This is a genomic window from Ruegeria meonggei, assembly GCF_042768335.1.
Lineage (GTDB): Bacteria > Pseudomonadota > Alphaproteobacteria > Rhodobacterales > Rhodobacteraceae > Ruegeria > Ruegeria meonggei.
Genome location: NZ_JAXHBT010000001.1, coordinates 2,368,830 through 2,381,299, shown reverse-complemented (window position 1 = coordinate 2,381,299; position 12,470 = coordinate 2,368,830). Strand labels below are relative to the sequence as shown.

Genomic DNA, 12,470 nt, shown 5'->3' with positions numbered 1-12,470 from the left:
CATTTACATGAAAGAACATCAGCGGAATTAGAGGGCGGTTTACCCTGCCAGTTGGGCGAACTGCTGAAACGGTCGGAGTCCGGGCGTGAATTGACCTTTGCGGATCATGTTGACCAGTTCTATGCCTGCCAGGACAGATGCGGCTGAAGCGAAAGATTTGAAGCCCAGCATGGGTCTGATCCTTCGTTTGATGAAACGGTGATCCTATTCAATGATGTTGTTGAGGTATTTCCGCCTGACCATATCGATCGAGATCGGACAACCAAAGCCTTTCAACATCTTGTTGATCGCCTTGATGCCAGCTGTATTGGCACCACTTTTGTCGATGACGATCTTGCGTGGCAATCCGTTCACCTCGAGAGCGCGGGCGAAGAACCTCGTCGCAGCGGCTTTATTCCGGCGCTCGGACAACATGAAATCCAGGGTCTTGCCGTGTTTGTCGATCGCTCGGTAAAGATAAACCCATTCACCTTTCACTTTCACATAGGTTTCATCCATGCGCCACGAACGGTCTGCGGAACGCTCTCTATACCGCGCTGTTTCAGCAATGAGACCTGCATATCGACTGACCCAACGGTTTAGCGTTGCATGATCCAGATCAACGCCACGTTCCGCCAAGATTTCTTCCAGGTCCCGGTATGAAACACCGTAGCGCAGGTAGAAGAAAACCGCGTGCAAGATCACGTCTTTCGGAAAACGCGCGCCCTTAAATGAAATTTTCACGGCTTGCTCCTGTCATGTTATCGGGCGCGCTACCAGAAATGCACTCGAACTGACAGGTAGGGGTGAAGATTGCGACAGAGCCCTCTTAAAGTCATTGCCTACGCAGTTTGGGCATACCATCGGTTTGCCTTGAGCACTTCGGATGTCGAAGATCTCTTGGCGGAACGGGGTGTCATCGTGAGCCGTGAAACCATTCGGCTCAGGGTCAATCGCTTTGGCGCGCATTTTACCGCTTGCATCCGGCGCGATCGCCCCAAGCCGAACGACAAATGGCACGTGGACGAGGTTGTCATCATGATCCGTGGCAAGAAGCACTGGTTGTGGCGGGCCATCGACGCGAACGACGACGTTCTCGATATCCTTGTTCAAACCCGGCGAAATGCAAATGCGGCCAAACGGTTTTTCAAAAGATTGGTCGCCCAGTTTGGTGAGCCAAGGGTCGTGATAACGGACAAGTTGCGCAGCTACATCAAGCCCTTCAGCGCCTTAGCACCGCAGGCTGACCACCGGGCCCACAAAGGATTGAATAATGCAATCGAAGTGTCGCACAGGCTAACCCGAAAGCGGGAGAAGTTGTTTGGCCGGTTCAAGTCACATCGGCAAGCTCAGAGGTTCCTGTCCGCGCATGACCAGATCAACCTGATATTCCGTCCCCGCCGCTATCAACTCACCACAATCTCATACCGCCACGCCCGCAACGATGCGTTCAGCCTCTGGATCGCTTACACCGCCGAAATGGCAGCATAACCCTGCCTCTTCCAATGCTTCACAATCGGTCGCCAACAGCTTGGCAATACCCCTAAGACTGATCCTCCCTGATCTTTCGCAGGTCAGGGGTGGTCGCCCGTCACAGAACTCAAACAGAACTTCGATCGGCTCAAGCGTAAACGCCAGTCCGTGTCGAACGGTGCCGCCACCGACCGGAAAGACCAATTCCTGACACTAGCTACTGGCTTCGGGCGAGCCAGATCCGATGGACACTCACGTAGAGGATACCGACCCATAGCTGACGTTCTGCAGTTTCCAGAATCTTCCTAGCAGCACACCGAAAGCGGCCATTCGGCCCTGTGCAGCATTTCAGCGGGTTTCGCTCAGCTAATTATGCATTTTTGGTCTAATACTCAGCCCGGAAGCAGAGCTTTTTGAACCGTCTCACCCCAGCCAAGAAACAACATGTCATGGTCACGTATTACCGGGCGCGCCATCACCTTGGGTTGGGCCGAAATCTGTGCCTCTGCTTCTGAATTTTTCAGCCAATCATTGAGCGCTCGGTAATCATTCGACTTTCGATCCACGAGTAAGTCCCCAAATTCCGCTATTAGCTCGGCCAGTTCAGCCTCGCTCAGAGGTTCCGCACGGACATCGCGGAAACTGACTTCTTTGCCCTCTGCCTCCAATACCTTGCGGGCCTTCTGGCAAATCGCGCAGGTGTTCAATCCATAGATCATCATGTCGCGGCCTCCTTGGCGGTCATGCCCCAACCTCACGCATCAACCCCTCCAACGCAACCATTCGATCCGGCACGGCAGCCCAGATGTTTCCCAAACTACGGACATTGTTAGTCGTTCCTTAAGGGTTCTGAATCGACCCGTCCCAGCCAAGCACTTCTCAATCGAGATACTGTGGTGCGTCCAGTCGAACCGGGCGCGGCAGTCTTCGCCATGAGGCTTAGGCAAAATCGCGCGTTTCTTTTTTGGGTTGTTCCTCTTGATGATCTGAACTGCTAAGTTGTCGCAGAGCCAACAAGCAGGATAACGCGATGCGCAGTGCAATCTTCTTTTTCCTATCGGCATTGTTCTTAGGGGCCTTCATAGACGCTGAACCTGCAGCGGCAGCCTCACTTGGACGATACGAAGTTGTTGGCGTCGAAGAGGGTGACATGCTGAAAATGCGTGGTGGGCCTGGAACAGGCTTCAATGTGATTGTTGGTCTTCCGAATGGAACTGACCTACGAGTTCACAGTTGCGAGCAGACCGGTGGCACCCGTTGGTGCCGCGTTTCTTTGGTGCGTGCGCGTGGGCTCAAGGGGTATGTCTCCTGGGCATATTTGCGAAAGATTTGATACAACGGCGATCGGCGTTACCACCTTAGCAGTACCTATGAAATGTCGATGGGAACCGCCCTTTCTGGGGTCGTTTGCGGTACGGGGCGAAATGACACTCTAAGCGTTTTCGCGATGCCGTTTGATGATACTGAGGACGGTATTCTTGCTGATCCCAAGGTCACGTGCGATCTAGCGATAGCTACGGCCTTCGTCAACAGCGGCAACGACCTTCGGCGCAAGTTTGTCTGAATTTGGACGCTGCCCTGGCTGGCGCTCTAGTTTTTCCTGCGTGCGCGGGCCGCGGCCAGGCCAGATTTTACGCGCTCGCTAATCAGGTCTCGTTCAAACTGCGCGATCCCGGCCAGCATCGTAGCCATCATACACCCGTGCGGTGTGTCCAGTTCGAAAGTCATGCCGGACATTACGACGACCGAGACTTTCCAGCCTGAGAGCTTGTTGAGGGTATCGAGCAAGTCTTGAGTGGAGCGCCCCCACCGGGATAGCTCGGTGACCAACACGGCGTCAATTTTCCGGGCTTGAGCCAAGTCCATGATTTTTGATCGTTCCGCGCGGTTCGACTTAGTGCCTGACGCAGTTTCCTTGAAAAGGCCAATCACTTCATAACCGCCACACGGTTCTGTTGCAAAGTTTTGAACCCGCCGAGCAGTTTCAGCAATCGCTCAGGAGTTAGGCCGCGAGCTCAGCGAACTGCCGAAACGGACAGAGTCCAGGCGTGAGTTGGCCTTTGCGGATTATATGAGCTACTTCAATTCCATCGAGCGTTGCCGCCGCTGAAGCGAAGGCCTTGAACCCCGGCATTGGCCGCGTGCGTCTCTTGATGAAACGGTGGCCCTTTTCCACGATGTTATTTAGGTATTTCCGCCTCACCATCTCAATTGGGATCGGGCAGCCAGAGCCTTTGAGCATTTTGTTGATGGCCTTGATGCCGGCGGTGTTGGCAACGCTCTTGTCGATCACCATCTTCCTCGGCAATCAATTGATCTTCAACATCCTGGCGAAGAACTTGGTGGCGGCTGGTTTGTTTCGACGTCGTGAAAGCATGAAATCAAGGGTCCTGCCGTGCTTGTCGACAGCTCGATAGAGGTAAACCTACGCGCCTTTAACTTTGATGTAAGTTCCGTCCATTCTCCAAGAACGATCACATGGCCCTTTGCGGCGACGCGCAGTTTCAGCGATCGCGCCGGAATATCGTGTAACCCACCGGTTCAACGTAGTGTGATCAACAGAAATGTCGCGCTCGGCCATGATTTCATCCAGGTCTCGATAGGAAACACCGTAGCGGACGTAAAAGAATATTGCGAACAGTATCACATCTTTCGGATATTGCGCACCTTTGAAAGAAATCATGGACCAACCTTCAACTGGATAATGCCGTTCGCTACACAGGCGCTACCGCCACGAAGGTCAATGGTCAAAAGTTTGCAACAAACTCGAAGGCACACCAAGTGTTTCAACGTTAAGCCACAGCCGGCGTCTAAATACTCGCAAGGTCAGTTGATGAACCCTTTGAGCCGAAGCTTCCATTTTTCATCAACGTAAAAAACTAATTCTTACAAATGTTTAAGCTTTCTGAAAGGTGGGTTAAAACTCTGAATACTCTACGGACCACTTAGTTGTTTGGTAACGAGGCGAAGGTCTGATGCTGAGTTCTGTTTTACCCGTTTTGGCTGGCGTTCTTTTCGAACTCGGACATTTATGGCCCGCATTCCTTCTTGGTTCGGAAAGTGTATTGGCTCTTACAACCAACACTGCCCAATACTTGGCCCCTGCCTGCGTTGTCGCACTGAATATATTGCAAATAGGCCAGAATAGCTCCCGGGACCCGAGCGCAACAGTTTTGAAAGTGACATCAGAACCCAAGTGTCTTCCCCATCAAAGGATAAGCGATCTCCCTTGTTTGGATGACAGATTGGTTGATCAGCTGTTTCTTCACGCCCAGGCAGTTCGAAACAACAGGCACCCAGTTCGACGTTCTACTTCCACGATCACAACGAGAATTGGATTGTAAATGTCGAGACCCAAAAGTGATGGAGAGTCTGTGCTGGCCAGATTTAGCGAGAGGTTAGGCTTGGTTCAAAAACACGTCATTACCTTCCCACCTGCAAACAACAGAACTCGTCCAATCCATCAAACGTCCGGAGCGGGTCAGATCAGCAATTCCAAGGCCAAAAAGGAGCCAAACATGTCGTTGGACATTTCTAAACTAAGCGAAATCAAAGGTCTTTTGGGGGCGTGCCTCGTGGATAGTGACACAGGCCTAGTACTAGGCACTGAGGGTGGTTCAAAATTTGATCTTGAAACGGCAGGCGCTGCGAATGTTGAAGTTGTCCGCGCGAAACTTCAGGCAATCGAAGCGCTGAAACTTAACGACACCATCGAAGACATTCTGATAACGCTGGGCAAACAGTTTCATCTGGTTCGCCCGCTGGACAAAAACCCAAACATCTTTGTGTATGTCGCACTAGACAAGAAGTCCGCCAATCTTGGTCTCGCCCGGCTTCAGGTGAAAGCCGTCGAAGAAACGTTGAGCCTCTAGTCTGCAACGATTTGCCAAATGGACTTAGCCATCTCGCTATGGCTGGGTTCATCTACGGCGCATTCCAAACTGTAGCAAGCGGATCCAGTGGCAAAATCGGAGGGATTAAGGTGAAAATACTCGTCGCAGAAGACGACAAAAAGACCGCCAACTTTGTCAATTCAGGACTAAGATCAAACGGTTTTAGTGTGGAGTGGTACGAAGATGGTCGGGATGCCCTGTCATTTTGTCTGTACAATGAATGTGACGCCATAGTCCTAGACCGCATGCTACCAGGAATGGATGGTCTTTCCGTTCTCAAGGCACTTAGGGCCGCGAAAAAAAAGACCCCGGTTCTGTTTCTTACATCAATAGGAGACGTTCAGGACAGAGTAGAAGGTTTGACCGAAGGTGCAGATGACTATCTGGTAAAGCCTTTTCATTTTTCAGAACTGTTGGCGCGCTTAAACAGCATTATTAGGCGACAACCGTCCGATGTCTCGACAACCGAGCTTCATGTCCACGATCTATCAATGGATCTACTCAGCAGAGTCGTGAAACGGCAAGATGTGACAATAGAGTTGTTGCCACGTGAATTTGCGTTGTTAGAAGTTTTGATGCGCAATACAGGCCGCGTCGTGACACGCACCATGCTTCTGGAGCAAGTTTGGGACTATAATTTTGACCCGAATTCGACCGTGATTGAAACATACATCAGTCGTCTGAGGTCGAAGATAGACAAGCCCTTCGAGACGCCGCTTTTGCACACGTCTCGAAACGTTGGATACAGCCTTCATGGGCCGCGCTAGCATTGCCTTGGGCGCTCCGTTCCAGACTGCTTGTTTCGCCGCATTGATTGTCTGGATCATCACCGCTGTTTTCGGATATGCAGCCTATCTGGCGCTGGAAGACAAGCTCCGCTCTGACCTCGAACAACAAATCCTCGATGAAGAGCTTTTGCTTCATGAGATTTTGCGGGAAGGCGGCGCCGACGCAGTTCAGCGAGCAATTGAGCATTTGAATAACCCCAATCGAACCAATCTTCACGTAATCGCGCTGTTCGATCAAAGCGGTTCAGCACTTGCCGGGTCAATCGCGAAAGTGCCCGATACGATAGGTTGGCACGAAGTCGATCCGGATTTTTGCAAATCGGTGGGACCGCCCCTGTCTATCTTCTCCATGTATCAGAGTATCTTGGGTATCGCACAGTGGTCGCCCGCAGCCTGACAACACTTAATCAGGCCTTGAAAACCCATTGGGAAGGGTTGTTGCTGCTGACGCTTTCGACAACAGCCGCTGTCCTGGGTCTTGGCTATTACTTCAGCGCTCAAGACCATCGAAAACTTCAACGGATTGAGCGAACCCTCAACCAGGCCTTTCAAGAAGATATCAGCCTTCGTCTTCCCGTGTCAGACACAAGCGACCTATGCGATCGAATTTGCCATATGATCAACCGACGTCTCGACTGGATTTCGAGCTCACTCAACTGTGCTCAATCCACTGCGGTCACAATTGCCCGCGATTTGAGGAGTCCTTTGGCGAACGGGTTCATGGCTTTACAAAAGGTATATAGCGAAGTTGAGTATGGTAGTGACCCGCGACCAAGCCTCGACGATTTAGAGAAAAACCTTAGGCACATCAGAACCGTCTTCGACACAATACTCAGAGTATCTCAGATCGAGGCAGGCGGGCATGAGATAAGCTTCCAAGCCGTCAATTTGAGTGCACTCGTTGAGAATGTGGCAGAGGCGTTTCATCCTGTTGCGGCAGAAGCAGGTAAACACATCACCGCTGACTACAACGCCGACACGATTTTGATACGGGGCGACGAAGACATGCTGAAACGGCTGCTCGTCAATCTTGTAAACAACTCACTCCGGTTTTGCCCTTCTGGATGTTGGATCAGGATTTCCCTTACGGCCACGACTGAAGCGATACAGCTGGTTGTCGAAGACAACGGACCGGGGGTTCCGGAACCACAAATCAGCCAAATTTTTGACGCGTTCTTCCGAGGTGACCACCCAAGAAACGAAGCTAGAAGTGGGCTTGGGTTATCGCTTGTGAAGGCCGTAGCGATGCGACACGGCGCAATAATCACCGCAGAAAGCAATGAACCGGGCCTGCGGGTGTGTGTAAATTTTGGGAAGCCTTCCATTGCGGCCTGAACACAAACTCAAGAACGGCACTTCTCAGAGTTCACACTGGCACCCGGAACACTCAACTCTAAAAGCACAACCCTTTGATCAGGAAATCAATGATGAAGAATTCAATATTCCTAATGGCACTCTTGCCTGCGACTGTGGCGTTGGCGGACGAAACAGAATTCCAATGCACGTCAGAAACAAACGGAGAATTAGTTCAAATTTTTCATGATACCGATCTCTCAGAAGCGCGCCTGATAGTGCAGGATACAGAAGGTATGGCCTCTGTCGCACATGGCTTGGACGGTGTGACATTCATCCACATAAAGACTGACGAAGTCTGGACCTTGGCGCTCCATTTTCCAAACATGACTTATGAGTTGTCCACGCATGGCGCTACACCGTTCGAAGATCACGGACATTGCACAAAGGGTGGGTGATCAAAGGGACAGATCGTGACAACCTATCAAAAATGTAAGGTTCACGAAAACCTGTTGGCAAGGTCACGTTGCAGAAGATGTCATCAGGTTTGGAACTGAAACCGAATACTCAACTGAGGAAGCACTCGAACCCTCCTAAAGGGTGTCACCGGTACCGTGAGGACACGGGCCACTCACTCGCAAGCAAGCTTCCCTCAGTCACAACAGCGCGCCCTTCCTCCCCCTCGGAGGGGCGCGCTGTAAGTTCATCGAGACCTGCGTTCTTTTGCTTTCTGTTTCAGACAAAGAAATCTTTGTATGTTATGGGTTGAAGGTGACCGGATGTGCTCAATCAAGTGCATTTTGCACAGAGGCTAGGGATTGACCTTTTTTCACTTTACCGGGTCTGAATCACCAGTGGTGCAGCAACTTCAGTCAAATTCCCCATTCTTGCGTCAATATTGCAGCTAAAACCCTCGGATCACACACTTGACCGGCCGAAAAAGGTTTGCTGTTAGCCAAACCAATGGGGTCGCCATATAAATCGGATGAAAGACTAATGAAACGCTCAAACATTGTATCTGGAGCAGCCTTTACCACTGCCTTGTATGCAGCAGTAGTAATACTCCTTTCAGTTACAGCATTGGCCTTTTTGACATTCGAAAGAATTCGTGGCGACTTGCAGCGTGAAATGGATTCGTTATTGATCGATGAGATGCGTTTCATTCAGGAAATTCTGGACGACAACGACAACGATTCTGATGTTGTACAAGCGATCGATGACGCAACTCTATGGTTGCCGTTCGACACCAGTTTGATTGGCCTGTTCGATAGTCAGGGGAAGCGTCTAGCGGGTAACATCGACGAATACCCCTCCTTTAGAGGTTGGGGAGAAATCGAAGACGATGGAATAAATCTGGGCGGTGAAAAACGTATCCATCGGGTAAATGTGCAAGCCTACCGTGGATTTGTTATTGTGGTTGGCCGCGATCTTGCTTTTGTAAAAAGCACACTTCGATCACTGGCATGGGCCTTGGTCGCAATTGGACTTGGAGCAACGTTATGCACGTTGTTGGTTGGCTATGTCTCCAGCATAAGAACATATCGCAAACTCGATCAAATGGCGAAGACGCTCTACAAAGTCTCAAGAGGGGAAGTAAAAGCAAGGCTTTCAGTCGGTAAGAACAACGATCAAATAGACCGGGTTGCACGGTTAATGAACGGCCACCTCGACAACCTGTCAGCATTGATGTCCACGACCCGATCAACAGCAGCATCCATTGCACATGATCTCAAGAACCCGCTCACTCATGCATACATTGCACTTCAGGAAGCGAGAGACTCACTGCAATCCGAAGGTCAATCTTTGGAGCCGATCGACAAAATTCAATCTGAACTTGATCGTCTCAAATGGACTTTTGAAACAGTTTTGCGGATCAACCGTATCGAAGAAAGTAATAGTCCCAAAGCGTTCAGCTATCTAGATTTGAATAGACTGGGTCGGGAAGCTGTTGAGACTATGAGTCCCCTTGCGGAAGTTAAGGGCCAAAATCTCAGTTTTGAGGAGAACCGTTCAGGGCGTGCACTGATCGAAGGCGATGAAGGTATGCTGAAACAACTTTGTGCAAACCTATTGCAAAACTCAATCGATCACTGTCCGCGGGACTCCAGAGTTTGCCTTCTAATTGCAAAAGAAGACAACACCTTTACACTTTCAGTAGTTGATGACGGCCCTGGCGTTCCTGAAAATACACTGGGCAAGCTTTTTGTTCCTTTCTATAAACTTGAAAGCGAACGGAATACTGTTGGGAATGGTTTAGGTCTGGCGTTGGTGAAGGTTATCGCAGATCATCATTCGGCGCTCTTAACAGCAACGAACAGTTTGCCCGGGTTGACGGTTTCAGTTCGCTTCGAAGTCGCGTAGCAACGGATCAAGTATTGTTTCAGTGCCAGGTTTTGGTGGCTTTGCACCCCCACATCTAACAGAGCAAGCGCAAGCTTAGCGGAATTATTCGAACTGGTTCGGCCCAGAGCCAACACTCATCGATCAGTTGCACGCTGCGCCGCAGCTAGACCAGGACAACCACTCGCTGCATCGGCAAACTACAAGGGCGAACTGGACATTCGAGCAAACCGCAGCATCCGCCACTTTGGGCTCGTACCGGACTTTCTCTGCGGCTTGCACCAACTGGCGGTCAGAGCCCACAATGGAGCTTTGCCATGCGAAAGCCCTCAATGGGGATAGTTGGGAAGCTCATTTCTTGATATGTCCGTTCCTAATATCGCCAGCAAAGGACGGGCCGTGACACTTCATGACCGCAAGGACGCTGCAGCCGTTTTTATCCTGCGCATCGGGTTGGTGTGGTTTATGTTTCTCTGGGCCGTCCATAAGATAATTGCGCCTAGGGTGCGTTTCCAGTTGCAGTTGATCTGTGCAACAAGGCAATTCCAAACAGTGTTCCAGACCAAGCATCAGTTGGGTCAATCCACACGAATGTACAACATGTCGACCAAAGTTTGCGACAGAGCCTGATGCGCCTGGTAATTTGCAAAACAACCAGCGTTACGATGGTTAAGATCAGCGCAGATAAAATTCGTTGCGTGTGAAACAAAGCGGACTTATAGTTTTGTATGCAACTAGATTCCTTTTTTCCCTATCGTCTCGCCGTGGCGTCTGAAGCGTTCTCACGAAAACTTACGGAAGTTTACCAGCGCGAATTCGGGCTATCACGGGAGGAATGGCGGCTGCTTTTTCTACTCGCCAATGCCAAAAGCCTGACCTCTCTTGAACTCTCGCAACGCACAACTCTGGACAAGGTTCAAGTCAGCAGGGCCGCGCAGAGGCTTGACGATAAAGGTTTGATAACCAGATCAATTTCCGAAGAAGATCGTCGGATCAGGATTTATCATTGTACGCCGGAAGGCCATCGGCGTTTCGAACAGTTGCTGCCACAAGTCGATGCTTGCGCGCAAGGGATGCTGAATTCCATGTCGGCCGAGGAACGTGCAGCGCTGGATCGAGGTGTCACTGCTCTTCTCAAGGCCGCGACGGTGACATAGATACATAAAGCCAGCCTCCGAAACTCAAGCCATCTCGAGCACAGGCTGCAACCCTTCTGTGCAAACACCGAACACTACGCGATATCCACTCCCACGGGCATGGCCACGCAACTTAAGCCGATCGCCATCTTCAAGGAAGCTGCGGGTATTCTCGGTGTCGAGAGTTTACGGATCTTTATAGCCCCAACTCAACTCAAGAAGGCTGCCGCGGTTTGACGCTGTCGACCTAGGAGAGAATTAGATTTGTTATGGTGTTTCTTTCAGGAGGCGTCGGGCTGATTTTCAGGTCGGGCGGCGTCGAAGGCGGGCAGGGTCAATGCGCGTCTTTCGATCTCAAGTAGCCGGCCGAATGGAGCCATGTCGACACCCCAACGATGTGCGTTGTAAAGCTGTGCGACAAGGCAGATATCGGCAAGGCCCGGCTTGTCACCAAAACTGAAGGTGGCGTTAGCTGGCAAAAGCGCTTGGTAGGCATGGAAGCCTTCGGTCATCCAATGCCGGAACCACGCGATCCCATCCTCGGCCGTAAGCCCGTAGCGGGACTTCAGATGCGCGGTGACCTTAAGGTTGTTAATCGGATGAATATCCATCGCGATGGTATGGGCCGCAGCCTGTACCCTCGCACGCTCGAACGGATCTTCGGGTAGGAACGGAGGTTCAGGTATAGTGGCGTCGAGATAGTCGATGATCGCAAGCGATTGGGTGAGTACACGACCATCCTCAAGGATCAGCGCAGGGACGCCCTTTCCGGGGTTCAGCGCGACGTAGTCCGGCGCGCGTTGCTCTCCGGCAACAAGGTTGACCGAAACTGTTTCATAGGAAACACCCTTGAGGTTCAGTGCGATCCGGACCCGAAAAGAGGTCGTCGAGCGCCAATAGCTGTAAAGTTTCATGACTCTTTTGTTAAACCGTCTCAGATTCAGCCAAAGGCCGGTTCTTGCGCTGGAAATCCATCCGGCGCAAGAAGCCTGTCAGGCGGATTTGTTGAGTTCCTTGGCATGTAGCCAATCGGCATGTTTAGGAGCTTTCTTGGTCTTCGACCACTCGTCCAACATGAGCCATTTCACTTCGTCCATGCGCTCTAGCATCGCTTCTTCTTCCGGATCCGGACAGGCCAGTTCGATACGATGGCCGGAAGGATCAAAGAAGTAGATGGAGTGGAAAATCGAATGGTCGGTCACGCCGAGCACTTCGACGCCATTAGCTTCCAGATGGTCCTTGAACTGAATCAGTGTTTCACGATCCTTCACCTTAAAGGCGATGTGCTGCACCCAGATCGGAGTATTGGGATCCCGACCCATTTCCGGCTTCGTGGGCAGCTCGAAGAAGGCCAGAACATTCCCATTCCCGGCGTCCAAAAACAGATGCATGTAGGGGTCTGGCTCATGCGTCGATGGGACATGATCCTCGGCGATGGCCAGGATGAAGTCCATGTTCAGCATCTTTCCATACCATTCGACCGTCTCTTTTGCGTCTTTGCAGCGGTAAGCGACGTGATGGATCTTCTCGATTTTCATCGGTTTCTCCTTTCCGAGGGTTCAGTTTTC

The 12,470-nt window shown here is 51.2% G+C and carries 13 protein-coding genes and 2 pseudogenes; 9 read left to right on the top strand and 6 right to left on the bottom strand.

The window, feature by feature from the left end; translation table 11 throughout:
• Positions 1–39 precede the first annotated feature (39 nt).
• Positions 40–723 (bottom strand): annotated as a pseudogene (locus tag SJY13_RS11645) (IS6 family transposase).
• A gap of 69 nt (positions 724–792) precedes the next feature.
• Between SJY13_RS11645 and SJY13_RS11640 the strand changes: the two are divergent.
• Positions 793–1,470 carry an IS6 family transposase gene (locus SJY13_RS11640; protein ID WP_377191111.1) on the top strand — a complete coding sequence of 226 codons (678 nt, stop codon included), beginning with the start codon at positions 793–795 and terminating at the stop codon, positions 1,468–1,470.
• 374 nt (positions 1,471–1,844) lie between these two features.
• Here the strand turns inward: SJY13_RS11640 and SJY13_RS11635 are convergent, their stop codons facing one another.
• Positions 1,845–2,174, bottom strand: coding sequence for an arsenate reductase family protein (locus SJY13_RS11635; protein WP_377191109.1), 330 nt, complete (start codon positions 2,172–2,174; stop codon positions 1,845–1,847).
• A gap of 308 nt (positions 2,175–2,482) precedes the next feature.
• Between SJY13_RS11635 and SJY13_RS11630 the strand changes: the two genes are divergently transcribed.
• Positions 2,483–2,785, top strand: coding sequence for an SH3 domain-containing protein (locus tag SJY13_RS11630; RefSeq protein WP_377191107.1), 303 nt, complete (start codon positions 2,483–2,485; stop codon positions 2,783–2,785).
• 257 nt (positions 2,786–3,042) lie between these two features.
• Here SJY13_RS11630 and SJY13_RS11625 read toward each other — a convergent pair whose 3' ends face one another.
• Together SJY13_RS11625 and SJY13_RS11620 are read right to left on the bottom strand one after the other, a co-directional pair.
• The gene (locus tag SJY13_RS11625; RefSeq protein ID WP_377191105.1) at positions 3,043–3,384 is read right to left on the bottom strand and encodes a recombinase family protein; all 342 of its coding nucleotides are present in this window, start codon (positions 3,382–3,384) and stop codon (positions 3,043–3,045) included.
• Between the two features lie 70 nt (positions 3,385–3,454).
• A pseudogene (locus tag SJY13_RS11620) lies at positions 3,455–4,135 on the bottom strand (IS6 family transposase).
• 835 nt (positions 4,136–4,970) lie between these two features.
• Here SJY13_RS11620 and SJY13_RS11615 point away from each other — a divergent pair.
• From SJY13_RS11615 to SJY13_RS11585, 7 genes are all read left to right on the top strand, one after another.
• Positions 4,971–5,324, top strand: a complete 354-nt coding sequence (locus tag SJY13_RS11615; protein ID WP_377191103.1) for a roadblock/LC7 domain-containing protein — start codon at positions 4,971–4,973, stop codon at positions 5,322–5,324.
• 110 nt (positions 5,325–5,434) lie between these two features.
• A complete protein-coding gene (locus tag SJY13_RS11610) occupies positions 5,435–6,112 on the top strand; it encodes a response regulator (protein WP_377193619.1) in 678 nt (225 codons plus the stop codon).
• Positions 6,084–6,530, top strand: coding sequence for a hypothetical protein (locus SJY13_RS11605; protein WP_377191101.1), 447 nt, complete (start codon positions 6,084–6,086; stop codon positions 6,528–6,530). Before SJY13_RS11610 ends, SJY13_RS11605 begins: the two co-directional genes overlap by 29 nt.
• A complete protein-coding gene (locus SJY13_RS11600; RefSeq protein WP_377191099.1) occupies positions 6,512–7,468 on the top strand; it encodes a sensor histidine kinase in 957 nt (318 codons plus the stop codon). The genes SJY13_RS11605 and SJY13_RS11600 overlap by 19 nt, the downstream gene beginning before the upstream one ends.
• Before the next feature lie 92 nt (positions 7,469–7,560).
• Positions 7,561–7,884, top strand: a complete 324-nt coding sequence (locus SJY13_RS11595; protein ID WP_377191097.1) for a hypothetical protein — start codon at positions 7,561–7,563, stop codon at positions 7,882–7,884.
• A gap of 538 nt (positions 7,885–8,422) precedes the next feature.
• Positions 8,423–9,787: a sensor histidine kinase gene (locus tag SJY13_RS11590; protein ID WP_377191095.1), complete on the top strand. Its 1,365-nt coding sequence runs from the start codon at positions 8,423–8,425 to the stop codon at positions 9,785–9,787.
• A 707-nt stretch (positions 9,788–10,494) separates the two neighbouring features.
• Complete coding sequence (locus SJY13_RS11585) at positions 10,495–10,923, top strand: MarR family winged helix-turn-helix transcriptional regulator (RefSeq protein WP_377191093.1); 429 nt, start codon at positions 10,495–10,497, stop codon at positions 10,921–10,923.
• Positions 10,924–11,183: 260 nt separating this feature from the next.
• On the opposite strand, the gene maiA is transcribed toward SJY13_RS11585, so the two are convergent.
• Together maiA and SJY13_RS11575 are read right to left on the bottom strand one after the other, a co-directional pair.
• The gene (gene maiA / locus SJY13_RS11580) at positions 11,184–11,816 is read right to left on the bottom strand and encodes a maleylacetoacetate isomerase (protein ID WP_377191091.1); all 633 of its coding nucleotides are present in this window, start codon (positions 11,814–11,816) and stop codon (positions 11,184–11,186) included.
• Between the two features lie 78 nt (positions 11,817–11,894).
• On the bottom strand, positions 11,895–12,440 hold the full coding sequence (locus tag SJY13_RS11575) for a VOC family protein (RefSeq protein ID WP_377191089.1): 546 nt from the start codon (positions 12,438–12,440) through the stop codon (positions 11,895–11,897).
• Positions 12,441–12,470 lie beyond the last annotated feature (30 nt).

Excerpts from the sequence above, each read along its gene's own strand:
- SJY13_RS11635 (WP_377191109.1), bottom strand. The coding sequence starts at position 2,174 with ATGATGATCTATGGATTGAACACCTGCGCGATTTGCCAGAAGGCCCGC.
- SJY13_RS11630 (WP_377191107.1), top strand. The coding sequence starts at position 2,483 with ATGCGCAGTGCAATCTTCTTTTTCCTATCGGCATTGTTCTTAGGGGCC.
- SJY13_RS11615 (WP_377191103.1), top strand. The coding sequence starts at position 4,971 with ATGTCGTTGGACATTTCTAAACTAAGCGAAATCAAAGGTCTTTTGGGG.
- SJY13_RS11595 (WP_377191097.1), top strand. The coding sequence starts at position 7,561 with ATGAAGAATTCAATATTCCTAATGGCACTCTTGCCTGCGACTGTGGCG.
- SJY13_RS11590 (WP_377191095.1), top strand. The coding sequence starts at position 8,423 with ATGAAACGCTCAAACATTGTATCTGGAGCAGCCTTTACCACTGCCTTG.
- SJY13_RS11585 (WP_377191093.1), top strand. The coding sequence starts at position 10,495 with ATGCAACTAGATTCCTTTTTTCCCTATCGTCTCGCCGTGGCGTCTGAA.
- maiA (WP_377191091.1), bottom strand. The coding sequence starts at position 11,816 with ATGAAACTTTACAGCTATTGGCGCTCGACGACCTCTTTTCGGGTCCGG.
- SJY13_RS11575 (WP_377191089.1), bottom strand. The coding sequence starts at position 12,440 with ATGAAAATCGAGAAGATCCATCACGTCGCTTACCGCTGCAAAGACGCA.